The sequence below is a fragment of the Mycobacterium sp. NPDC048908 genome (assembly GCF_043197955.1).
GTDB lineage: Bacteria > Actinomycetota > Actinomycetes > Mycobacteriales > Mycobacteriaceae > Mycobacterium.
The window spans coordinates 111643-135339 of sequence record NZ_JBICUE010000010.1 but is presented as its reverse complement, the minus strand read 5'-3'; the positions used below and the strand labels follow the sequence as shown (position 1 = coordinate 135339).

Annotated in this window: 21 protein-coding genes and 2 pseudogenes; 9 read left to right on the top strand and 14 right to left on the bottom strand. The window is 66.0% G+C overall.

The window, feature by feature from the left end; translation table 11 throughout:
- Positions 1-132: 132 nt before the first annotated feature.
- Complete coding sequence (locus ACGFK1_RS23825) at positions 133-1029, top strand: heme A synthase (protein WP_393435289.1); 897 nt, start codon at positions 133-135, stop codon at positions 1027-1029.
- On the opposite strand, the gene ACGFK1_RS23820 is transcribed toward ACGFK1_RS23825, so the two are convergent.
- A complete protein-coding gene (locus ACGFK1_RS23820) occupies positions 994-1932 on the bottom strand; it encodes a RimK family alpha-L-glutamate ligase (RefSeq protein WP_393435099.1) in 939 nt (312 codons plus the stop codon). The two genes, ACGFK1_RS23825 and ACGFK1_RS23820, sit on opposite strands and share 36 nt — an antisense overlap.
- A gap of 18 nt (positions 1933-1950) precedes the next feature.
- On the opposite strand from ACGFK1_RS23820, the gene ACGFK1_RS23815 reads away from it, so the two are divergent.
- The gene (locus ACGFK1_RS23815) at positions 1951-2922 is read left to right on the top strand and encodes a quinone oxidoreductase family protein (protein ID WP_393435096.1); all 972 of its coding nucleotides are present in this window, start codon (positions 1951-1953) and stop codon (positions 2920-2922) included.
- On the opposite strand, the pseudogene ACGFK1_RS23810 reads toward ACGFK1_RS23815, so the two are convergent.
- Positions 2911-3847, bottom strand: a pseudogene (locus ACGFK1_RS23810) (heme o synthase). The gene ACGFK1_RS23815 and the pseudogene ACGFK1_RS23810 overlap by 12 nt on opposite strands.
- 173 nt (positions 3848-4020) lie before the next feature.
- Between ACGFK1_RS23810 and tkt the strand changes: the two are divergent.
- The 6 genes from tkt to ACGFK1_RS23780 all read left to right on the top strand — a co-directional run bounded on the left by tkt (position 4021) and on the right by ACGFK1_RS23780 (position 11040).
- Entirely contained in the window at positions 4021-6111 is a 2091-nt protein-coding gene (tkt, locus tag ACGFK1_RS23805) for a transketolase (RefSeq protein WP_393435093.1), read from the top strand.
- 28 nt (positions 6112-6139) lie between these two features.
- Complete coding sequence (gene tal, locus ACGFK1_RS23800; protein ID WP_393435090.1) at positions 6140-7258, top strand: transaldolase; 1119 nt, start codon at positions 6140-6142, stop codon at positions 7256-7258.
- Positions 7255-8781, top strand: coding sequence for a glucose-6-phosphate dehydrogenase (gene zwf, locus ACGFK1_RS23795; protein ID WP_393435087.1), 1527 nt, complete (start codon positions 7255-7257; stop codon positions 8779-8781). Before tal ends, zwf begins: the two co-directional genes overlap by 4 nt.
- A complete protein-coding gene (opcA, locus tag ACGFK1_RS23790; protein WP_393435085.1) occupies positions 8782-9693 on the top strand; it encodes a glucose-6-phosphate dehydrogenase assembly protein OpcA in 912 nt (303 codons plus the stop codon).
- Positions 9690-10427, top strand: a complete 738-nt coding sequence (pgl, locus tag ACGFK1_RS23785; RefSeq protein WP_393435082.1) for a 6-phosphogluconolactonase — start codon at positions 9690-9692, stop codon at positions 10425-10427. Before opcA ends, pgl begins: the two co-directional genes overlap by 4 nt.
- A gap of 241 nt (positions 10428-10668) precedes the next feature.
- The gene (locus ACGFK1_RS23780) at positions 10669-11040 is read left to right on the top strand and encodes an ATPase (protein WP_393435079.1); all 372 of its coding nucleotides are present in this window, start codon (positions 10669-10671) and stop codon (positions 11038-11040) included.
- A gap of 9 nt (positions 11041-11049) precedes the next feature.
- On the opposite strand, the pseudogene ACGFK1_RS23775 reads toward ACGFK1_RS23780, so the two are convergent.
- A pseudogene (locus ACGFK1_RS23775) lies at positions 11050-12301 on the bottom strand (amidohydrolase family protein).
- Positions 12302-12312: 11 nt separating this feature from the next.
- Positions 12313-15108: a phosphoenolpyruvate carboxylase gene (ppc, locus tag ACGFK1_RS23770; protein WP_393435076.1), complete on the bottom strand. Its 2796-nt coding sequence runs from the start codon at positions 15106-15108 to the stop codon at positions 12313-12315.
- A gap of 75 nt (positions 15109-15183) precedes the next feature.
- Between ppc and ACGFK1_RS23765 the strand changes: the two genes are divergently transcribed.
- Positions 15184-15363 (top strand): hypothetical protein, encoded by a 180-nt coding sequence (locus ACGFK1_RS23765; RefSeq protein ID WP_393435073.1) that lies wholly within the window; start codon positions 15184-15186, stop codon positions 15361-15363.
- A 130-nt stretch (positions 15364-15493) separates the two neighbouring features.
- Here ACGFK1_RS23765 and ACGFK1_RS23760 read toward each other — a convergent pair whose 3' ends face one another.
- The 10 genes from ACGFK1_RS23760 to rapZ all read right to left on the bottom strand — a co-directional run bounded on the left by ACGFK1_RS23760 (position 15494) and on the right by rapZ (position 23696).
- On the bottom strand, positions 15494-16066 hold the full coding sequence (locus ACGFK1_RS23760) for an MspA family porin (protein ID WP_393435286.1): 573 nt from the start codon (positions 16064-16066) through the stop codon (positions 15494-15496).
- A 105-nt stretch (positions 16067-16171) separates the two neighbouring features.
- Positions 16172-16582 carry a hypothetical protein gene (locus ACGFK1_RS23755; protein ID WP_393435070.1) on the bottom strand — a complete coding sequence of 137 codons (411 nt, stop codon included), beginning with the start codon at positions 16580-16582 and terminating at the stop codon, positions 16172-16174.
- Positions 16583-16585: 3 nt separating this feature from the next.
- Entirely contained in the window at positions 16586-16819 is a 234-nt protein-coding gene (gene secG, locus ACGFK1_RS23750; protein ID WP_393435067.1) for a preprotein translocase subunit SecG, read from the bottom strand.
- 31 nt (positions 16820-16850) lie between these two features.
- On the bottom strand, positions 16851-17636 hold the full coding sequence (tpiA, locus tag ACGFK1_RS23745) for a triose-phosphate isomerase (RefSeq protein WP_393435064.1): 786 nt from the start codon (positions 17634-17636) through the stop codon (positions 16851-16853).
- Positions 17637-17650: 14 nt separating this feature from the next.
- Entirely contained in the window at positions 17651-18868 is a 1218-nt protein-coding gene (locus ACGFK1_RS23740; protein WP_393435061.1) for a phosphoglycerate kinase, read from the bottom strand.
- Between the two features lie 10 nt (positions 18869-18878).
- Entirely contained in the window at positions 18879-19901 is a 1023-nt protein-coding gene (gene gap / locus ACGFK1_RS23735) for a type I glyceraldehyde-3-phosphate dehydrogenase (RefSeq protein ID WP_393435058.1), read from the bottom strand.
- Positions 19902-19973: 72 nt separating this feature from the next.
- The gene (locus ACGFK1_RS23730) at positions 19974-20684 is read right to left on the bottom strand and encodes an ABC transporter substrate-binding protein (RefSeq protein ID WP_393435055.1); all 711 of its coding nucleotides are present in this window, start codon (positions 20682-20684) and stop codon (positions 19974-19976) included.
- Positions 20685-20765: 81 nt separating this feature from the next.
- Positions 20766-21743: a DNA-binding protein WhiA gene (gene whiA / locus ACGFK1_RS23725; RefSeq protein ID WP_082965347.1), complete on the bottom strand. Its 978-nt coding sequence runs from the start codon at positions 21741-21743 to the stop codon at positions 20766-20768.
- Positions 21740-22765: a uridine diphosphate-N-acetylglucosamine-binding protein YvcK gene (gene yvcK / locus ACGFK1_RS23720; RefSeq protein ID WP_393435052.1), complete on the bottom strand. Its 1026-nt coding sequence runs from the start codon at positions 22763-22765 to the stop codon at positions 21740-21742. Before yvcK ends, whiA begins: the two co-directional genes overlap by 4 nt.
- A 25-nt stretch (positions 22766-22790) precedes the next feature.
- Positions 22791-23696, bottom strand: coding sequence for an RNase adapter RapZ (gene rapZ, locus ACGFK1_RS23715; protein WP_393435283.1), 906 nt, complete (start codon positions 23694-23696; stop codon positions 22791-22793).
- Position 23697: the final 1 nt, after the last annotated feature.

Below are 23697 nucleotides of genomic sequence, written 5' to 3'. Positions count from 1 at the left end.
GCCTCTACTCGAACTTCTTCTGCAAAACGTGCGTCTCGGCGGCCGGATGACCCGCTACTACGGGCTGTAGTTGCCGTCCTCTACCATCGGAACGTGCGACGCGCATTTCTGCGAGTGGTCGACCTGCTGCCCATGCCGAGCCTGCGGGTCCAGCGCGTGATCGCCGCTGCCGTCATCCTGACCCAGGGCGGTATCGCCGTGACGGGTGCCATCGTGCGCGTCACGGCATCGGGTCTGGGGTGCCCGACGTGGCCGCAATGCTTCCCCGGCAGCTTCGTGCCCGTCCCCCACGCCGAGGTCGCGGTCGTCCACCAGGCTGTTGAGTTCGGCAACCGGATGATCACCTTCCTGGTGGTGTTGACAGCCGTGCTGGCGGTGCTGGCCGTGACCCGTGCCCGCCGTCGCCGTGAAGTGCTGATCTACGCGTGGCTGATGCCGGCGTCGACGGTGGTGCAGGCCGTGATCGGCGGCATCACCGTGCTGACCGGATTGTTGTGGTGGACGGTCGCCATTCACCTGCTGGCGTCGATGACCATGGTGTGGCTGGCCGTCCTGCTGTACGTCAAGATCGGCGAACCCGACAACGGCGTCTCGACACCCGTGGCGCCGAAGCCGCTGCGCCAGTTGACCGTTGTGACTGCCGTTGTGCTGGCCGCGCAACTTGTCAGCGGCACGCTGGTGACCGGCGCGGGCCCGCACGCCGGCGACAAGAGCATCACCCAGCCGGTGCCTCGGCTACACGTCGAGATCACCACGCTGGTGCACATGCACTCGTCGCTGCTCGTCGGGTACCTGGCGCTGCTCATCGGCCTCGGCTTCGGCCTGCTCGCAGTGCACGCGCCGCGGCCCGTGATGCTGCGGCTGGGGGTGCTGCTGGTGCTGGTCGTCACACAGGGGGTCGTCGGCACCGTGCAGTTCTTCACCGGTGTGCCCGCCGCGCTGGTGGCCGTGCACGTGCTCGGTGCGGCGGCCTGCACCGCGGCCACCGCCGCGCTATGGGCGTCGATGCGAGAGCGGGCCGAGCCCTAGCCGCTCCAGGGCTGACTCCACCCCGACTGCGAACTCGCGCTGCTGTCGTGTCCGCGTAATCGCGTCCAACTGTCGCCAGCCCAGCGACGGCTCGACCAATTCCACCTCGAGGACATGCGCGTCGCGTCGGTCGCCGATCACGTCCACGCGTGCGTACAGCAAATCAGCGACTCCGATGCCGAGATGGGCGGCCGAGGCGGCCAACGCGGCATGCCCGAGGTCCCACAGCTCGAAGTCGGGATCGGCGGGCGTCAGCGTCTCCTGGGCGTACGTGCCGGACTCGTCGAACACCGGAGCACGGCCGGGCGCACGCAGGATCGGGCCCTTGGTGAAGGCGTGCGACTGCCTGCCACCGATGAACACCAGCGCGGTTTCGCCGTGCTCGACCCTGCGGTCGTAGGGCTGCACCAGCACCGTGCGGCCCTCGGCGTGCAGCGCCGCAGCATGTGCGCGCGCCTCATCGTGGTCCGAAAACCGAAGCGTATCAACCGATCCCGCGCCGATCGCGGGCTTGACCACCACTTCGCCCGCCGGCAACGCCACCCCATCCCCCGGCGGGAAGAACCGGCTGGGCACCGCTGGAACGCCTGCCGCCGCGAGGTCGGCGAGATAGCGCTTGTCGGTGTTCCACTGCACGACCTGCGGCGGATTGAGCAGATTGCGTACCTGCCGCGTCCAGGCCAGGAATTCGTCGAGGCGGTCGATGTAGTCCCACGCCGCGCGCAGGATCACCAGATCGGCCTTCAGTGTCTGCGTGTCGTCCCACGACAGCCAGCGGGCATGCAACCCGCGGTGGCGCAACGCCTCGACCAGCCCGTCGTCGTCGCCGTCGCCCTCCGGCAACGCCGGGCACGCGGCCAGCACGATGCGCGGATGGAACACGTCGGGCTTGGCGAGCTTCACCTTGGCAGGATAGAGCGCATGAAGGCCATTGAAGTCGCCGAGACCGGCGGACCGGAAGTCCTGAACTACGTCGACACCGACAAGCCCTCCCCGGGACCGGGCGAGGTGGTGATCAAGGCCGAAGCCATCGGCGTGAACTTCATCGACACGTATTTCCGGACGGGGCTGTACCCGCGCGAGCTGCCGTTCGTGCTGGGCACGGAGGTGTGCGGCACCGTCGAGGCGGTCGGCGAGGACGTGGCGGCGTTGAGCCCCGGCGACCGCGTCGTCACCGCGCAGGCCGTGGGCGCGTACGCCGAATATTGTGTCGCCCCTGCCGATTTCTGCGCCTACGTGCCGGAAGGGGTCGGTGCCGACGTGGCCGCCGCGTCGCTGTTGAAGGGGATGACCGCGCACTACCTGATCAAGTCGACGTACCCGGTCCAGGAGGGCGACGCGGTGCTGGTGCACGCAGGTGCCGGCGGCGTCGGACTGATCCTGACCCAATGGGCCACCAGCCTGGCCGTGCGGGTGATCACCACGGTGTCGACGCCCGAGAAGCGGGAATTGTCGCGCAAGGCGGGCGCCGTGGAGGTGCTCGGTTATCCCGATGACCCGGAGGCGTTCGGCGCCACGATCAAGGACCTCACCGACGGCGGTGTCGCCGCGGTCTACGACGGTGTCGGCGCGGACACCTTCGAGGCGAGCCTTGCCAGTTGCCGGGTCCGCGGCACGGTCGCATTGTTCGGCGCGTCCAGCGGTCCGGTCCCCCCATTCGATCCGCAGCGGCTCAACGCGGCGGGTTCACTGTTCCTGACCAGGCCCACACTTGTGCACCACACCCGGACACCTGACGAATTCGCTTGGCGGGCAGGAGAATTGCTCGACGCGATCGCCTCGGGCACCATCAATATCATGGTCAGCGAGCACTATCGGCTCGAGGACGCCGAGCAGGCCCACCGCGACCTGCAGGGCCGCAAGACCGTCGGCTCCGTGGTTCTAGTGCCCTAGCAGCCTCGGCAGCGCCAGGGCCGAATCCACCGCAAGCGCAAGGAACACCACGGCGAGATAGTTGTTCGACTGCAGGAACAACCGCAGCGGCTTCACCGGCTCACCGCGACGCACACCGGCGTAAAGCTGATGCGCCATCACCAGGAACCAGGCGCCTGCCAGGATGGCCACCGACGCGTACAGCCAGCCCGTCGCCAGCGCGAGCGCCAGCGTCGCAAGCACCGTCAACCAGGTGTAGACCAGGATCTGCTTGGTGACCTGCCGCTCGGTGGCCACGGCGGGCAGCATCGGCACCCCGGCCGCCTGGTAGTCCTCCTTGTAGCGCATGGCCAGCGCCCAAGTGTGCGGCGGGGTCCAGAAGAAGATGATCGCGAACATCACCAGCGCCGGCCACTGGATGGTCCCGGTCACCGCCGACCAGCCGATCATCACCGGCATGCAGCCTGCGGCTCCGCCCCACACCACGTTCTGCGAGGTGCGCCGTTTCAGCAGCAGGGTGTAGATCAGCACATAGAACGCGATGGTCGCGCCTGCCAGATGCGCGGACAGCATGTTCGTCGTCCACCACAGCCAGAAGAACGACCCCACCGACAGCGCGAGCCCGAACACCAGGGCATGGCTGCGCGGCACCGTGTCCCTGGCCAAGGGTCTGCGGGAGGTGCGCTTCATCTTCTTGTCGATGTCGGCGTCGGCCACGCAGTTGAGCGTGTTGGCGCCCGCCGCGGCCAGCAGGCCGCCGAACAAGGTGTTGAGGATCAACAGCGGATCGACCGTACCGCGGTGCGCCAGCAGCATCGCGGGAATCGTGGTGACGAGCAGAAGCTCGATCACCCGCGGCTTGGTCAACGCCAGGTAGCCGGCAAGCGTGGTGCGGATGCGATTCGGCGTCCCTTGGACAGGACCGCCCTCGCGAACTCTCACGCACTTACTCCTCAGGATCACCGCGGCTGCGCGGCTTCTACTACAGACGATGGTAGACCGCGTGTAAACGCCTTCCTAATCGTCCCCCACGCCCCTGCATCGGATGACTATCCCGCACTAGGGTGTTTTTTAGACAAGCAGTTCGCGGAGCCCCGCCCTCGATAAGGAGTTCGCCACGTGACCACTCTCGACGAGATCTCTGCCCTGACCCGCCCGAACCACCCCGATGACTGGACCGAGCTGGACTCCAGGGCTGTAGACACCGTCAGAGTGTTGGCGGCGGACGCGGTGCACAAGGTGGGCAACGGTCACCCCGGTACGGCGATGAGCCTCGCCCCGTTGGCGTACACCCTTTTCCAGCGCGAGATGCGCCACGACCCCAGCGACGTGCACTGGCTGGGCCGTGATCGCTTCGTGCTGTCGGCGGGCCACAGCAGCCTGACCCTCTACATCCAGCTGTACCTGGGCGGTTTCGGGCTCGAGCTGTCCGACCTCGAGTCGCTGCGGACCTGGAAGAGCAAGACCCCGGGCCATCCGGAGTTCCGCCACACCAAGGGCGTGGAGATCACCACCGGACCGCTCGGTCAGGGCTTGGCGTCGGCGGTCGGCATGGCCATGGCGTCGCGCTACGAGCGGGGTCTGTTCGACCCCGACGCCGCGCCGGGCACCAGCCCGTTCGATCACTACATCTATGTGATCGCCTCGGACGGCGACATCGAGGAAGGTGTCACCAGCGAAGCGTCGTCGTTGGCGGGCACCCAGCATCTCGGCAACCTGATCGTGTTCTATGACCACAACCAGATCTCGATCGAGGACGACACCAACATCGCCTTGAGCGAGGACACCGCCGCGCGTTACCGCGCCTATGGCTGGCACGTGCAGGAGGTCGAGGGCGGTGAGAACGTCCTCGGCATTCAGGAGGCCATCGAGCAGGCCAAGGCCGTCACCGACAGGCCGTCGTTCATCGCGCTGCGCACCGTCATCGGCTACCCGGCGCCGAATCTGATGAACACCGGCAAGGCGCACGGCGCCGACCTGGGCGCCGACGAGGTCGCCGCCGTCAAGAAGATCCTCGGGTTCGACCCGGACAATTCGTTCGACGTGAGCGACGAGGTCATCGAGCACACCCGCAAGCTGGTGGACCGCGGTAAGGAGGCCCACGAGAAGTGGCAGAGCGAGTTCGACGCGTGGGCGCAGCGTGAGCCCGAGCGCAAGGCGCTGCTGGACCGGCTGACCGCACAGGAGCTGCCCGAGGGTTGGGACGCCGACCTGACCCATTGGGAGCCGGGCTCCAAGCCGCTGGCCACCCGAGCCGCGTTCGGTCAGGTTCTCAACGACGTAGCGCCGAACTTGCCCGAATTGTGGGGCGGCTCAGCGGATCTCGCGGGCAGTAACAACACCACCATCAAGGGTGTGAAATCGTTCGGCCCGCCCTCGATCTCCACCAAGGAGTTCAGCGCCGATCCGTACGGGCGCGTGCTGCACTTCGGCGTCCGCGAGCACGCCATGGGTGCGATCCTGTCCGGCATCGTGCTGCACGGACCCACCCGCGCGTTCGGCGGCACGTTCCTGCAGTTCTCCGATTACATGCGGCCCGCGGTGCGGTTGGCGTCGCTGATGGACATCGACACCATCTACATCTGGACGCACGACTCGATCGGCCTCGGCGAGGACGGTCCCACCCACCAGCCGATCGAACATCTGGCGGCGCTGCGGGCGATCCCGAACCTGTCGGTGGTGCGACCGGGCGACGCGAACGAGACCGCCTATGCGTGGCGCAGCATCCTGGCCCGCGGTAACGGCAGCGGTCCGGTTGGTTTCATCTTGACCCGGCAGGGCATCCCGGTGCTGGAGGGCACCAGCGCCGAAGGGGTGGCCAAGGGTGGATACGTACTGGGCGGCACTCCCGACGAGGATCCCGACGTGGTGTTGATCGGCACCGGATCGGAACTGCAAGTGGCGGTGGGCGCACAGAAGATTCTGGCGGACAAGGGAATCACCGCGAGCGTGGTGTCGATGCCGTGTGTCGAGTGGTTCGAGTCGCAGCCTGCGGAGTACCGCGACAAGGTTCTCCCCCCGGCCGTGTCGGCACGCGTCGCCGTCGAGGCCGCCGTGGCGCAGAGCTGGTACAAGCTGGTCGGCGACACGGGCGAGATCGTCTCGATCGAGCACTACGGCGAATCCGCCGACGACAAGACGCTGTTCCGCGAATTCGGCTTCACCCCTGAGGCTGTGGTTGCGGCCGCGGAGCGAGCACTGGACAACTGACTTCAGACAAGATGTGAAAGGCAACACAATGGCTCAGAATCCCAATCTTGCAGCCCTGTCCGCCGCGGGTGTCTCCGTGTGGCTGGACGACCTGTCGCGAGACCGGCTCCAGACCGGCAACCTGCAAGAGTTGATCGACACCAAGAGCGTGGTGGGCGTGACCACGAATCCTTCTATCTTCCAGGCGGCACTGTCCAAGGGCACCGCCTATGACGCGCAGGTCAAAGAACTGGCCGAGCGCGGCGCCGACGTGGATGCGACCGTCCGCACCGTCACCACCGACGACGTCCGCAACGCATGCGATGTGCTGGCCAAGCAGTACGAGCAGTCCGATGGCGTCGACGGCCGGGTGTCGATCGAGGTCGATCCGCGACTGGCGCAAGATACCGACAAGACGATCCTCCAGGCGATCGAGCTGTGGAAGATCGTCGACCGGCCCAACCTCTTCATCAAGATCCCGGCCACCCAGGCAGGCCTGCCCGCGATCACTGCTGCTCTGGCAGAAGGTATTTCGGTCAACGTGACCTTGATCTTCTCGGTCGAGCGGCACCGCGCGGTGATGGACGCGTACTTGGCAGGTTTGGAGAAGGCCAAGGAAGCCGGACACGATCTGTCGAAGATCCATTCCGTGGCCTCGTTCTTCGTCTCGCGCGTCGACACCGAGATCGACAAGCGGCTGGAGAAGATCGGGAGCGAGGAGGCGTTGGCTCTGCGCGGCAAGGCCGGTGTGGCCAACGCCCGGCTGGCTTATGCGGCATACGAAGAGGTGTTCGTCGGCGGTTCGCGCTTCGAGGCCCTTGCGGCCGACGGCGCGCGGGTACAGCGGCCGCTGTGGGCGTCGACCGGGGTCAAGAACCCGGAGTACTCCGACACCCTGTACGTCACCGAGCTGGTGGCACCGAACACCGTGAACACCATGCCGGAGAAGACGATTGACGCGGTGGCCGACCACGGCGTCATCACCGGCGACACCGTCACAGGGACGGCGGACGCGGCCCAGGCTCTGTTCGATCAGCTGGCGGGAGTCGGCATCGATCTACCGGACGTGTTCAGGCTGCTCGAGGACGAGGGCGTGGAGAAGTTCGAGAAGTCGTGGCACGAATTGCTCGACGCCACGCAAGGTCAGCTCGACGCAGCCAAGAAATGAGGGATTGGCAGAATCCGCTGCGCGACAAGCGCGACAAGCGGATGCCGCGGATCCCTGGGCCCTGCGGGGTGGTGATCTTCGGCGTCACAGGAGACCTCGCCCGCAAGAAGTTGATGCCCGCGATCTACGACCTCGCGAATCGCGGATTGTTGCCCGCGACCTTCGCACTGGTCGGGTTCGGTCGAAGGGACTGGACCCACGACGCGTTCGCCGACGTCGTGTTGGAAAGCGTCAAGCAACACGCCCGTACGCCGTTCCGCCAGGAAGTCTGGGACCGCCTGGCCGAGGGCATCCGGTTCGTGCAGGGCAACTTCGATGACCCCGCGTCGTTCGGCAAGCTCGCCGAGCAGCTCGACAAACTCGACGCCGAACGAGGTACAGGCGGCAATCACGCGTTCTATCTGTCCATCCCGCCGAAGGCCTTCCAGGAGGTGTGCGAACAGCTGCAGCAGTCAGGACTCGCTCGTCCTCAGGAGGGGCGCTGGAGTCGCGTCGTCATCGAGAAGCCGTTCGGCCACGATCTGGACAGCGCGCGTGAACTCAACGAGGTGGTCAACAGCGTCTTCCCCGAGGAGGCGGTGTTCCGCATCGACCACTATCTGGGCAAGGAAACTGTTCAGAACATTCTGGCGCTGCGGTTCGCAAACGAGTTGTACGAGCCGATCTGGAACAACAACTACGTCGACAGTGTGCAGATCACCATGGCCGAAGACATCGGCCTCGGTGGTCGTGGCGGGTATTACGACGGCGTCGGGGCGGCCCGCGACGTGATCCAGAATCACTTGATCCAGTTGATGGCGCTCACCGCGATGGAGGAGCCGGTCAGTTTCAGTCCGCATGAACTGCAGGCGGAGAAGATCAAGGTGCTTTCGGCGACCCGCCCGATGCAGCCGTTCGATCAGACCACCGCACGCGGTCAGTACTCCGCAGGTTGGCAAGGCAGCGAGAAGGTGGTGGGGCTGCTCGAGGAGGACGGGTTCTCGAAGGACTCCACCACCGAGACGTACGCGGCGATCACCCTCGAGATCGACACCCGCCGTTGGGCCGGCGTGCCGTTCTTCCTCCGGACCGGAAAACGGCTGGGGCGCAGGGTCACCGAGATCGCACTGATCTTCAAGCGGGCGCCGCACCTACCGTTCGACAAGACGATGACCGAGGAACTCGGCCAGAATGCGTTGGTGATTCGGGTACAGCCCGACGAGGGCATCACCACGCGGTTCGGTTCCAAGGTCCCCGGTAGCGCCATGGAGGTCCGCGACGTCAACATGGACTTCTCGTATGGTTCGGCGTTCGCCGAGGACTCGCCTGAGGCTTATGAGCGGTTGATCCTCGACGTCCTGCTCGGTGAGCCGTCTCTGTTCCCGGTGAACCGGGAGGTCGAATTCTCGTGGGAGATACTGGATCCGGTACTCGACTACTGGGCATCGAACGGCAAGCCGGACGCATACGAGTCAGGCACGTGGGGCCCCGCGTCGGCTGACGAGATGATGCATCGCATGGGCAGGGAATGGAGGCGGCCGTAAATGATTGTCGACCTGCCCGATACGACAACCAACGACATCAACAAGAAGATCACCGGCCTTCGCGAGGAGGGTGGCGCCATCACCTTGAGCCGCGTGCTCACGCTGGTGATCTCGTTGCATGCCGACGACCTCCTTGAAGATTCCATCGAAGCGGCGAACTTCGCGAGCCGCGAACACCCGTGCCGCGTGATCGTTGTCGTCCCCGGTGACCGCAATGCCGCCGAGTCGCGACTCGATGCGCAACTCCGGGTGGGCGCGGATGCCGGTGCCGGTGAGGTGGTAGCGCTGCGTCTGCACGGTGCGCTCGCCGACCACGCCAGCAGCGTGGTGCTGCCGTTCCTGCTTCCCGACACCCCGGTGGTCGCGTGGTGGCCAGCCGGCGGGCCGGATGTTCCGGCTCAGGACCCGTTGGGCCAGTTGGCGGTTCGCCGGATAACCAACGCAACGGATTGTGCCGACCCGATGGCCGCCATCAAGAGCCGGCTGCAGGGCTACACGTCGGGTGACACGGATCTGGCGTGGGCGCGCATCACGTACTGGCGTGCGCTGCTGGCATCGGCGGTGGACCAGGAGCCTCATGAGCCGATCACCTCCGCGCTGGTGTCGGGTCTGAAGGAGGAGCCGTCGCTCGACGTGCTGGCGGGCTGGCTCGCCGAGCGCATCGACGGTCCTGTGCAGCGTGCGGTTGGCGAGCTGAAGGTGGAACTGGTCCGTCACAGCGAGACGATCACGCTGCGGCGGCCGCAGACGGGTGTCACCGCGACCCTGACCCGCAGCAGCAGGCCGGAGGCGCGAATTCCGTTGGCGCGCAGGGAAGCCAAGGAATGCCTCGCCGAGGACCTGCGCAGACTGGACGCCGACGAGATCTACCACGAGGCACTGCAGGGCATCGAGAAAGTGCAGTACATATGAGTGTGTCGGTACACAGATACCCGGACGCCGACGCGCTCGTCGCGGCGGCCGGCGACCGACTGGCCCAAGAAATCACGTCGGTGATCCAGTTCCGCGGTCGAGCGTCGATCGTCTTGACGGGCGGCGGCACCGGCATCGGATTGCTGAAGCGCCTCGCCGAACGTGGCGACCAGATCGACTGGTCCAGAGTGCACTTCTACTGGGGCGACGACCGGTTCGTGCCGGAAGACGACGATGAACGCAATGACAAGCAGGCCCGTGAGGCGCTGCTCGACCATATCGACATCCCGGCCGCCAACGTGCATCCGATGCCTGCCAGCGGTGCTGCGTTCGGCGATGATCTGGACGCGGCCGCGCGGGACTATGAGCAGGTCCTCGCGGCGAACGCCGAAGCGGGAGAACCCGCACCGGTTTTCGACGTACATCTGCTGGGCATGGGGCCCGAGGGGCACATCAACTCGCTGTTCCCCGACACGCCTGCGGTGCGCGAAATCGACCGACTGGTGCTGGGCGTGCCCGACTCCCCCAAGCCGCCCCCGCGCCGAATCACGTTGACGCTGCCCGCTATTGCGCGGTCGCGGGAGGTCTGGTTGGTGGTGTCTGGTGCGGGCAAGGCCGACGCGGTCGCGGCGGCCATCGACGGCGCCGACCCGGTGGACGTGCCCGCTGCCGGAGCCGTCGGCAGAGACCAGACGGTGTGGCTGCTCGACGAGGACGCCGCCTCCAAGCTCTAGGCCCGCCGAGACCACGCAATATGACGGATTTCGAGGGATTGGCGTCATAATCCGTAGTCTCGCGGCGGGTTGTCCGCGTCGTCGCTCTGGTGGGTTTGCGCGTCGACGTATCCCTCGAGGTAATCGCTGATACGTCGGCTCACCTCAGCGCCGACTACACGGGGATTGTTACCACACTGCATGCTGATTCAGACGACGACTTCGCTTCTGCGGTTCCATCGGTGTGGTCATAATGACCTTCATGGCAGACAAGGGCGGCAAGCCGGTTCGTACCGGGCCCGAACGGATCCGCAAGCTTGCCCAGGCGGCGCTGAACGCGGATGTCACGGTGGAGCAGGTCGACACCATCCTGGAGGGCTTGGGCGAGACTCTGATCGACTTGAACAACTCGACAGCCACCCTTGACGCCACGCTGGAGCGGTTCAACGAGACGATCAATCAGATCAACGAACTCGCGCCCCGCCTGTTCGCGATGGTCGATCGGTTGGAAGGCATTGTCGCCCGCGTCGAGCGCATCGTTGATCTCGGTGAAGCCGCGGTCGCACCGATCGCCGCGACCGAGTCCGCGGTGCGTGGCGTCGTCAATCGGGTGCGCCGCTCCGCCGGGCTGTAACGGGCAGGCTCATAGCGCATTCTTGACCACCGCGCCGTCCTTGACGATTACGGCGATGTTCTTCGCAGGGTCTGACAACAACCCGAGATCCGCTATGGGGTCGCCGTCGATCAGTAGCAGGTCTGCCCATGCGCCCACGCTGATCTCGCCGAGCCTGGCCGCCTTGTACGGGTCGCGTTCGCCGGCGAGCCGAAACAGGCTGGCATTTCCCGACGTCACCATCTTGAGCGCTTCGACGTTGCTCATGTAGTCGCCGAGTCGGGTCAGCATCTCGCTCTGCCTGCCTGTCAGTTCGGGTTCGAAGAGCAGATCGGTTCCCCACGCCGTCTTGACGCCGTGCTTGCGCGCCCAGGCGTACAGCTGATCCGTGCCCGCGCAGATCTCGCGGTTCTTCTCGGCGTTCTCCGGGTTGGGGAAAGTGTGGTCGTGTTCGGCGAACGGTTGGGTGGACAGCCAGACATCGCGCTCGGCGAGCATGCCGACAGTCGGTTCGTCGGCCAGGTGGCCGTGCTCGATCGACTTCACCCCCGCCTCGACTGCACGGTGAATTCCCGCGACGGTGTACACATGGGTGGCGACGTAGGTGCCGTAGTCCTTCGCGGCATCGACGGCCGCACCAAGTTCTCGCGGGGTGAATTGCATCGTGTACAGCGGGTCATATGCCGACGCCACGCCGCCGCCCGCCATGAGCTTGATCTGCGAGGCGCCTTGGCGAAGCTGCTCACGAACGGCAGCCAGGACGCGGGTCTCGCCGTCGGCGACCCGCATCATTCCGATCTGCTCGGCCCGGGACTCCTCGCCACCCAGCGCGGTGGGCCTGGTAGACCATCCCGAAGTCGCCGTGCCCCGCGGTCTGTGAGATCGCGGCCTGACTGGGATAGATGCGTGGTCCGAGGGCGGGCTCGCTGTCGATCACGTTCTTGATGCCCGCGGTGTCGCCTGCCATGTCCCGAACCGTGGTGAATCCGCGGAGCAACGTTTCCTTGGCGCGGGCGAGGGTGCTTGCGATCAGCTGAGATTGGGACGCCAGCATCATGTCGAACATGGTGTTGGCCATCCCCATCAGGTGCACGTGGGCGTCGCTCATGCCGGGCATCAACACCCTGTCGGTGCCATCGATGACGACGGTGGTCGAGTCTTCCGCGATCGGCGATGTCTCGACCGCGGCGACCTTCGTTCCCTCGATCAGGACGTGGCCCGCGAAGTGATGGTCGGTCAATCCGTCGAAGATTCGGACATTCTTGATCAGCAGCCGAGCCATGACTCCCGAGGTTAGCCGCTGTTTCGCAACGCGGTGGCCAACCCGCTCATGGTCAGCAGGATGCCGCGCTTGACCAGATCGTCGTCATCCCCAGACCGGTACCGCCGCAACAATTCCACCTGCAGATGGTTCAGCGGTTCCAGATAGGGGAAGCGGTTGAACACCGACCGAGCCAGCGCCGGGTTGTCGGCAAGCAAGTCGTCGTGGCCGGTGATCAGCTTGTGCATACGGATGGTGCGGTCGTGTTCCTCGACGATCTTGTCGAACACCCTCTTGCGCAGCGCCACGTCATCGACCAGTTCGGAGTAGCGCGCCGCCAATCCCATGTCCGCCTTGGCCAACACCTGTGCCATGTTCGACAGCACGGTGCGGAAAAACGGCCACCGGCGATAGAGGTCCTGCAGCACTTCCAATCGGCCGTCGCCTTCGGCGATCCAGGTCTCGAACGCGGTTCCGGTGCCGTACCAGCCGGGCAGCATCACCCGCGACTGGCTCCACGCCAACACCCAGGGGATGGCCCGCAAGTCGGAGATCGACGTCGTCGGCTTACGCGACGTCGGCCTGCTACCGATGTTCAGCGCCCCGATCTCGCTCACCGGTGTCGATGCCTTGAAGTACTCGACGAAACCCGGTGTGTCATGGACCAATTCAGCGTAGGCGCGTTGGGCCCTCGCGGCCACGTCATCTAGCACCTCGTAGGCCGGCCCGGCGGCATCGCCGAGCCCTTCGACGTCGAGCAGCGTGGCCTCAAGCGTCGCGGCCAACAGCGTCTCGAGGTTGCGGTGCGCAATCCGCGGTTCGGCGTACTTGGCGGCGATCACCTCGCCCTGTTCGGTCAGGCGCAGCGATCCGTTCACCGCGCCAGGTGGCTGGGCCAGGATGGCGTCGTAGCTCGGCCCGCCGCCGCGACCGACCGTTCCCCCGCGACCATGGAACAGCCGCAACCGGATTCCGGTCTTGCGCGCCGACTCTACCAGATCCAGCTCGGCACGGTACAGCGCCCAGTTCGCGGCCAGGTAGCCGCCGTCCTTGTTGGAGTCGGAATACCCGAGCATCACTTCCTGGCTGTCGCCCCGGGAGCTCACCACCGCGCGATACAGCGGAATGTCAAGCACCGATTCGAGAATGGTCGAACCGCGTTGCAGATCGTCGATCGTCTCGAACAACGGGACGATGCCGACAGGCGCGTACGGCGTGTCACCTGAGGCGTCGAGCAGCCCGACCTCCTTGAGCAGAATCGCCGCCTCGAGCATGTCCGAAACCGACTGGCACATCGAGATGATGTAGTTCGGCACCGCCTGCGGTCCGAACACACCGACCGCATGCGAAGCGGCGGCCACGATGTCGAGTTCCTTGCGGGCCAACTCCGACAACCCGGCGTCGTCCCTTGTCAGCGGTCTGCGAGTGGCCAGTTCGGCGACCAGCAGCTCGACGCGGTCCGGTTCGGGAAGCGAGCGATAGTCCGGATGCACACCGGCCCACGCCAGAAGTTCGGCGACAACTTCTTCGTGCACATCGGAGTTCTGCCGCAGGTCGAGGCCGGACAGGTGAAAGCCGAAGACGTGCACGGCTTCCCGTAGCCTGGCCAGTCGATCATCGGCGAGCACCCCGCTGCTGTTGCCCCGCAATGATTGATCGATGACGTCGAGGTCGGCGAGCAGTTCGGCAGGAGTCGAGTAGCGCTGGAGGCCCAGATCGAGTTCGTGCTCGGGTTGGCTGTCCAGTATCTCTGCCGCCGTCGCGGTGAGTCGGCCGTGGATCACCCTCAACGCGCGACGGTACGGTTCGTCGGCGCGGACAGGCTCGTCGCAGTCGCCCGCCAGTGCGTTGAGCTCGTCGCTGATGTTCACCAGTCGCGCCGACATCGACAATTCCTGTTCCAGCGCGGTGATTTCGGTGAAGTAGTGCTCCAGCGCGGTATAGGCGGCCCTGCCGGTGGCCAGCCGGACCACGTCGCCGGTGACGTTCGGATTACCGTCGCGGTCACCACCAATCCAGGACCCTGGCCGCAGAATCGGCTGCTCGAGCAGGTGCGCGTCGGGCCAGCGCGCCTGCAGCGCCGTGCGGACCTCGGCGTTGACCTTCGGGATGACGTCGAGGAACGCCGCCTGGTAGTAGCGCAAGCCCGTTTCGATCTCGTCTTGGATCTTCAACCGCGACAATCGATTCAGCGCGGTCTGCCACAGCGTGAAGATGTGCCGACGCAGCTCCCGATTGATGTCGCGGCCATCATCGGTCTCACTGTGCCCGTGCAGACGCAGCCGCATCAATTCAGTGATTCGGTGTTGAGCGTCGAACACCGTGCGGCGCCGCGTCTCGGTGGGATGCGCGGTGATCACCGGCGACACCAACGCTCCCTTGAGCGCTTCGGCGACCGTGGCCGAGTCGAGATCGGCGGAATCGAGTTTGAGGTAGGTGGCGGCCAGGCTGCTGTTTTGCGGTGGCTCCCCCGCGGCGACGTGCGCGGCTCTGCGGCGTTCACGGTGGATGTCCTCGGCGACGTTGGCCAGCAGGGCGAAGTGACTGAACGCCCGGATGACGGGGACGGCCATGCGGATGTCGATGCCGTCGAACATCCGCGCCAGTTCGGCGCGGTCGATCTCCGACCGCCGTACCCGAAACGATTCCACGCGCGCCCTCTCGACGAGGTCGAACACCTCCTCGCCGTTCTGCTCCCTGACCGTGTCGCCCAAGATGGTGCCCAGCAGCCGGATGTCCTCCCTCATCGGCTCGGTCGCCTCGCGACCGACCTGGGTGCGCCGCACCGAACCGATCGGGGCGAGCGCGACGTCCGGTCCTTCTGCCATCCCTCAAGTATCGACGTGCGCGCAGGAGCCTGCATGGCGAGGCCCTAATGCTGCGGCAGCACGATTGGAGTCGGTGTGGCGCTGGTGCTCGTCGTCACTTTTACCGGCGCGGGCTTCTGTCCGTACGGCATGACGATCGGCGTCGTCGATTTGGTGTCGCTGTCCTTGGTGTCGCTGTCCGAATCGGACTTCAATTGCGGCGGCCAGTCCACCGATGTCGGCGGCCAGCTTTCCGCGTTGCCCGATCCCGACTGACCGGGAGGTGAGCATCCGGCGCCGGCCCCGAAATCACCAGCCGTGGTGCAGTCGGCGTTGGCGATCGCGATGGGAACGCAGCCGGCGATGACCGAAAGTGCTACTGCCGCAAGCCAAATCCGCAAGGCCCTCATATCGTGAGAATGTCCCCGTAGGTGTTCACGCTGTCGTCGGATTTGTCCGTGTCGATCATCGCCGTCGCGAAGAACCGCACGGCCACCTGCCCACCGCAGCCATCCACCTTGACGTGGGCGTCGTGCACGACGATCTCGCCGGAGCGGCCCTTGAGTTCCTTCTTGCCCAACCCGAGATTGGTGATGTTGCCGGGCAGCAGGTTGATCGAAGCGTTTCCACCGATATCCGCGTACGGGCCAACGATATTCAGTAGGTTGCCGCCGTTGAAGCCGGGGCTGACGCCCGCGTCGGCGTCGAACCCCACACTGCCGCCTTCGCTGAGGTCCACCTGACACCCCAACTGAAGACCGAAGACCAGCGTTCCCGAGTTCACCGCCGAGTTGCCGTTGCCGTCGATGGTCGCCGCGGCTTTGCCGGTGACGAAGCCCTCCCTGGTGAACGCGGTGGCGGCCATGTTCGGCACGGAGTTGATGGTCATTCTGGTCAGCGCGGCACTCAGGTGCCAGCCGTCGTCGGTGACCGCGGACTGCGTGACGTCGGCAACCGGCAGCGGGTCCGCCGCCGCCATCCCGTCACTGAGGCAGAGAAAGCCAACACCGACCGCGCCAGCACGGAGAAGTCTGAGCACGGCGCGATCCTAGGGACGGGTCCTGAAGGGTTCCTGTCATCCGCCTTACGCAGCGGCGATGAACAGGATCGCGATCAGAAGCAGACAGCTCCCGACGAGGATGACAACGGGCCAAACGCCGTTGTAGCGCTGCGGCGGTGGGCCGAGCGAACCCCGGCTGAACGTGAATATCGGCGCCCGGTATTCGAGCTCGACGTACGCACCCGGCGGCACATCGACGGTGTAGTCCGCGGGGCCGGTTCTGCGTGGAAAGAAGTACTTCGTGTGCACATGCACGTGGTGGCTGCCTGTCGCGGCGGGCACCGCTGTGCGGCCCCACCCCGCGACGGAAGCCTCGACACCGTCAACGAAGATCCGCGGTTCGAAGAAGTCGAAGAACGTACCGAAGGCCCTGTTGTAGACGGCGGTGACCGCGACACCCTCGGGAGCCGCGTAATAGGACCGCGGCGCGGACATCGCCTAGCTGTATTTGATCAGCAGCGCGACGGCGACGATCGACACCAGCCAGATGCCCGTCACGAAAAGCGTCAGTCGGTCGAGGTTCTTCTCGACGACGGTCGACCCGGACAAGCTGGACTGAACGCCGCCACCGAACAGGGTGGACAGGCCACCGCCCTTGGCGCGGTGCAGCAGGACCAGGAGCACGACCAGCACACTGGTCACGATCAGCGTGATCTGGAGGGCCAATTCCATGGCCGCCAGACTACAGGCCGCTCAGGCCACCTCAGGGCAGGGGGCCACCAGCGGCGATGGCCGACAGCGTGGCGAACTGCTCACCGTCCAGCGACGCCCCGCCGACCAGCGCGCCGTCCACATCCTCCTGCGCGACGATTTCGCCGACGTTCTTGGCGTTGACTGAGCCGCCGTAGAGCACCCGCACGCTGGCCGCGGCCTGTGGTGACGCCAGCCTGCCCAGTTCGTCGCGAATGGCCTTGCACACCTCTTGCGCGTCGGCCGCGCTGGCCACCCGGCCGGTGCCGATGGCCCACACCGGCTCGTAGGCGATCACGGAGTTGCCGATCTGCTCGGCCGTCAGCCCCGCCAGCGAGCCCCGCAGCTGAGTCACGCAGTACTCGACGTGGTTGCCCGCCTCGCGGATGTCGAGCTGCTCGCCCATGCAGATGATCGGCGTGAGGCCGTGCTTGAACGCCGCAGCGGCCTTGGCCGCCACCAGCGCGTCGTCCTCGTGGTGATAGGTGCGCCGTTCCGAGTGCCCGACGACGACGTAGGTGCAGCCGAGCTTGGCCAGGAAGGCACCGCTGATCTCGCCGGTGTACGCGCCGGCGTCGTGCTGCGAAACGTCCTGTGCGCCGTAGGTCAACCGCAGCTTGTCGCCGTCGACGAGGGTCTGCACGCTACGCAGGTCGGTGAACGGCGGCAGCACTGCGACGTCGACCTTGTCGAAGTACTTGTCCGGCAGCGAAAACGCGATCTTCTGCACGAGTGCGATCGCCTCGAAGTGGTTGAGATTCATCTTCCAGTTGCCGGCGATCAGCGGCTTACGGCTCATGTTCTCGAGGCCTTTCAGTCGTCCAGAACTGCGATACCGGGGAGCGTCTTGCCCTCAAGGTATTCCAGCGAAGCCCCGCCGCCCGTGGAAATGTGCGAGAAGCCGTCCTCGGGCAGGCTGAGCTGGCGTACCGCGGCCGCGGAGTCTCCGCCGCCGACGACGCTGAACGCACCCTTGCCAGTGGCAGCGATGATCGCCTCCGCGACGCCTTTGGTTCCCGCGGCGAACGCAGGGAACTCGAAGACACCCATCGGGCCGTTCCAGAAGATCGTCTTGGCGTTGGACAGCAGCGTGGTGAACCGCTCCACCGAGCCGGGTCCGATGTCCAAGCCCATCTTGTCGTCTGGAATGCGGTCTGCGGGAACAGTCTCCGACGGCGAATCGGCTTTGAACTCGTCGGCGACAACGATGTCCACCGGCACATGGATCACGTCGCCGTAGTCCTCCAGCAGCTTGCGGCAGGTGTCGACCATGCCCTCTTCGAGCAGCGACTTGCCCACTGAAACACCCTGGGAGGCAAGGAAAGTGAAGCACATGCCACCGCCGATGACGACGCTGTCCGCCTTGGTCGCCAGGTTCTCGATGACGGCCAGCTTGTCCGACACCTTCGAGCCGCCGAGCACCACCGCATACGGCCGCTCGGTTGAGCTGGTCAGCTGTTCGAGTACTTTGATCTCGGCAGCCACCAGCGTGCCTGCATAGTGGGGCAGCAACGTCGCGACATCGTAGACCGACGCCTGCTTGCGGTGCACGACACCGAAGCCGTCGGACACGAAAGCACCGTCATCCCCGACCAATTCGACCAACGCCTTGGCCAGTGCAAGCCGCTCGGCGTCGTCCTTGCTGGTCTCCCTGGCGTCGAAGCGGATGTTCTCCAGCAGCAGGATGTCGCCGTCGGTCAGGCCTTCGGCCCGGGCCAGCGCGTCGGTTCCGACCACGTCGCCCGCCAACTGGACGTGCCGACCGAGCTTCTCCCCCAACGCTTCCGCAACCGGTGCGAGCGAGAACTGCGGGTCCGGTCCGCCCTTCGGCCGTCCGAGGTGCGCGGTGACGATCACCTTGGCGCCCGCGTCGGACAGCGCCTGCAGCGTCGGCACCGAGGCGATGATGCGGCCTGGATCGGTGATAGTGCGGTTGTCGTCGAGCGGAACGTTCAGGTCGGAGCGTACGAGCACGCCCCGACCCGAAACCCCTTCTGCGAGTAGGTCGGAGAGGTTCTTGATCGAAGACACTGCCACTGGTTTACAGCGACTTGCCGACCAGCGCGACCAGGTCGACGAGGCGGTTGGAGTAACCCCACTCGTTGTCGTACCAGGACACCGTCTTGGCTTGGTTGTCGATCACCTTGGTCAGCCCGGCGTCGAAGATCGAGCTGTGCGGATCGGTGACGATGTCGCTGGACACGATCGGGGCGTCGTAGTACTTGAGGATGCCCTTGAGCGGGCCGTCGGCGGCGGCCTTGAACGCCGCGTTGATCTCGCCGGCGGTGGCCGACTTGGACAGTTCCGCGGTCAGATCGGTGCACGAACCGGTCGGGATCGGCACGCGCAGTGCGTAGCCGTCGAGCTTGCCCTTCAGTTCAGGCAGCACCAGGCCGATGGCCTTGGCGGCGCCTGTCGAGGTCGGCACGATGTTCAGCGCGGCGGCGCGGGCGCGGCGCAAATCCTTGTGCGGGCCGTCCTGCAGGTTCTGGTCCTGGGTGTAGGCGTGCACGGTGGTCATCAGGCCCCTGACGATGCCGAACTCATCGTTGAGCACCTTGGCCAGCGGGCCGAGGCAGTTCGTGGTGCACGAGGCGTTGGAGATGATGTTCTGGCTGCCGTCGTACTTGTCGTCGTTGACGCCGAGCACGATCGTGATGTCCTCGTCGGTGGCGGGCGCGGAGATGATCACCTTCTTGGCGCCGGCGTCCAGGTGGCCCTTGGCCTTGGCGGCGTTGGTGAAGATGCCGGTGGACTCGACGACGACGTCGACGCCCAGGTCACCCCAGGGCAGGGCGGCTGGTCCCTCTTTGACCTCCAGCGCCTTGATCTTGGCGCTGCCGATGACGATGGTGTCCTCACCCTCGAGGCTGATCTCCTCGGGGTAGCGGCCCAGGATCGAGTCGAACTTGAGCAGGTGCGCCAGGCTGGCGTTGTCGGTGAGGTCGTTGACGGCAATGACCTCGATGTCGGTGCTCTTGCCCTCGGCTTTCTGTGCAGCCAGGGCCCGGTAGAAGTTGCGTCCGATGCGGCCGAAGCCGTTTACGCCGACACGGATGGTCACTTTGTGTCTCCTCTTAGTCGCCTTATCGCGTTGCCCAGCCTAGTGGTGTGATAACCGCCACGCGCGGGCTGGTCAGTGCACCGCCGAACTCTGGTCGGCATCGGGACTGCCCAGCCATCTCCGGCGCAAGTGCGGCAACGTCCCGTTCTGCTCGAGCTCCTCCTGCGCGACGCTGATCCGAGCGAGCAACGCCTGGTCAGCCAGGCCGACCGCGATCGCGATGGTTTCCACGGTGATGCCGCGCTGGACCACCTCGACACCGGGAATCGGTTTGACCAGTTCGGTCAGGACCGGTGCGAGCTTCATGACCGCGTCGCAGTCGCCGGAGGTGAGGTCGGTCAGTGCGGTGCGGATGCTGCCGTAGTCGTAGACACGGACGGCGGCCGCCTTGCCGCCGGCGACGAGTTCGTCGGCGATGGCCTGGCTGGTGTTGCCCTGCTGGACGCCGATGGTGAGGCCGTGCAAGTCCTCGATGGTCTTGACCTCGGGTAGCCGCCTGGTGTCGACGGCGAGCGACTGCCCGGAGATCAGGTAGGGCGGGACGAACTGCGCCTTGGCCTCGCGGTCGGGGGTGACGGTGGTGCCGGCCGCGACGCAGTCGTACGCCGAACCGATGCCGGCGAAGATGCCGTTGAAATCTGCGCCTTCATACGAAACGAATTCAACTGTGGCGCCTAGGGCTTCGGCGATCGCGGTCATCAGGTCGATGTCCAGTCCGCCGTTGCCCGGCATGCCGTTGAACGGCGGATCGGGAAAGGCTGCGCCGACCCTCAGCGTCTCCATGGCCTCAATCTTCACCGAGCGTGGAGTTATTGCACGCTTTTCCACGGGAAGCGTGCGTTAAGTGGCCACTGCCCGCCACGCTCAGGCGTCTTCGAGCAGATCCGGCGTCACCGCTGATTCAGTGTCCGGGATGCCGTCCTGCTTGGCCTTGCGATCGGCCATCGACAGCAACCGCCGGATACGTCCTGCCACAGCGTCTTTCGTCATCGGAGGGTCGGCGAGCCGACCCAGCTCCTCGAGCGACGCCTGCCGGTGCTCGACCCGCAGCTTGCCCGCCGCGGCCAGATGATCAGGAACGGTGTCGCCCAATATCTCCAGCGCCCGCTCGACCCGAGCGGCCGCAGCCACCGCCGCCCGCGCCGACCGCCGCAGATTGGCGTCATCGAAGTTGGCCAACCGGTTGGCCGTGGCGCGCACCTCGCGGCGCATCCGGCGCTCCTCCCAGGTCAGCCGGGTGTCCTGCGCGCCCATCCGGGTCAGCAATGCCCCGATCGCTTCCCCGTCGCGCACTACCACGCGGTCGCTCCCGCGCACCTCGCGCGCTTTGGCGCTGACTCCGAGTCGGCGCGCCGCGCCGACCAACGCCAACGCCGCCTCCGGTCCGGGGCAACTCACCTCCAGCGCCGACGACCGTCCCGGCTCGGTCAGCGACCCGTGCGCCAAAAACGCTCCGCGCCAAGCTGCTTCGGCGTCAGCCACGCTGCCGCCGACCACCTGTGCCGGCAGCCCTCGCACCGGCCTGCCACGCAGATCGAGCAGGCCTGTTTGCCTCGCCAATGCTTCCCCGTCTTTGGCCACCCGCACCACGTAGCGGGTGCTCTTGCGGATGCCGCTCGCCGACAACACGTGCACGACCGCGTTGTAGCCGTACAGGTCATAGATGTCCTTGCGCAGCCGCCGCGCGATGATCCCGAGGTCCACCTCGGCCTCGACCACCACCCGGCCGGACACGATGTGCAGGCCGCCCGCAAACCGGAGCAGGGACGCCACCTCGGCGCGGCGGGCGCTCACCGAATTGACCACCAAACGGCTCAGCTCGTCCTTGACCTCGGCCGTCATCGCCACGGGTCGTCACCTCTCGGTCCGTTCACTGTCGGTGTGGGCATGGTCGGCTCCTGGATGTCGCGGGTAGGCGCCATGCCACGGACACGCACACCTTCCAAAGCCGCGGCCAACCTCGCCGGGTCATGTAAAGGTGTACCAGGTCTAGACACCTCAGCAAACTCAACTTCGGCATTCAGAATCAGTGCCGTCCGTCGCAACTGATCGCGCTCGCGCTCGCTGGGCACCCTGCTGGAATCGACGATGATGTCGTTGACGGAGAACCCGGGCGCGTGCTGAGCCAGCACGTGGATATGCCGTTCCACGGAGAATCCTGCGGTCTCCCCCGGCTCGGCTACCAGATTCAGCACCAGGGCGCGGCGGGCCGTCGTGGCCTGTAGCGCCGCAGCCAGTTGGGGCACCAGCACATGCGGAATCACACTGGTGAACCACGAACCTGGGCCGAGCACCACCAGATCGGCCGCCATGATCGCGTCGACCGCCTGCCGGGTGGCGGGCGGATCGGCGGGCAACAGCCGGACCCGTCGCACCTGACCCACCGTGGTGGCGATCGCCACCTGGCCGCGGATCACCCGGAACATCCGCGGATCGGATTCGAGGCCGGACACATCGGCCTCGATGCCCAGCCCCATCGGGCACATCGGCAGCACCCGGCCCTTGAGGCCGAGCACACGGCCCAGCTCATCGAGTGCTGCCACCGGATCCGCCAGCACCTCGTTGAGCCCAGCCAGTATCAGGTTGCCGATGGGGTGCCCGGCAAGCGCGCCGCTGCCGCCAAACCGGTGCTGAATGATGGTGGCCCACAGGCGGCCATGTGGACTGTCAGATGCCAATGCTGCCAACGCCATTCGCAGGTCACCCGGCGGCACTACATCCAGCTCGCTGCGCAACCGCCCGGACGATCCGCCGTCGTCGGCGACCGTGACAATCGCAGTGACGTACGGAGTGAGCCTGCGCGCAGCCGACAGCGTGGCATAGAGCCCGTGCCCACCACCCAGTGCGACGATCCGCGGGCTCATCTGTCCTCCTCGCGTGTGGAGAAGTTCATTCGCGGCCCAGATCCCGGTGCAGCACCCGCACCGTGAGTTCATCGTCCTGCAGTTTCGACGCCAGCGCCTCGGCCATGGCGACACTGCGGTGCTTGCCGCCGGTGCAACCGATGGCAACGGTCATGTAGCGCTTCCCTTCCCGCCGATAGCCGTCGATCACCACATCGAGCAGCTGATGGTAGGTATCCAAGAACTCCGCGGCACCCGGCTGCCCCAACACGTAGTCGCGCACGGCGGGATGCTGACCCGTGTGCGGCCGCAGTTCGTCTACCCAGTGCGGGTTCGGCAGGAACCTGACGTCCATCACGGTGTCGGCGTCCATCGGCAGCCCGTATTTGTAGCCGAATGACTCGACAGTGACGCTGGTCTGGGCAACGGCCTCGCCGCCGAACGCACGCTCGATGCTTTCTCGCAGCGCGGGCACGGACAGCTTGGACGTATCGATCACCAGATCGGCCACCGCGCGCAACGGCGCGAGCAACTGCCGTTCTGCGGCGATGCCCTCGGCCAGAGTTTGATCTCCCTGCAATGGATGACTACGTCGATTCTGCTCGTAGCGGCGCACCAGGATGTCGTCGGACGCCTCAAGGAACAGCACCCGAGGGGAGATGTTGCGGGTGGCCAGATCGTTGCGCACCCAGTCCAGATCGCCGGTGAATCCACGCGATCGAACGTCCATCACCACCGCGAGTTGCGTGATGCGCGAACCGGCCGCCAGGCCGAGCTCGACCATCTGCGCGATGAGCTCCGGCGGTAGATTGTCCGCGACATACCACCCGAGGTCCTCGAGTACCTTCGCCGCGGTGCCGCGCCCTGCGCCGGACAGCCCGGTGACAAGCACCACGTCAATGCCGGATTCGGCCCTGTCCTCGCCCGCGCTGTCGCGCAGTTCCTCTTGCATG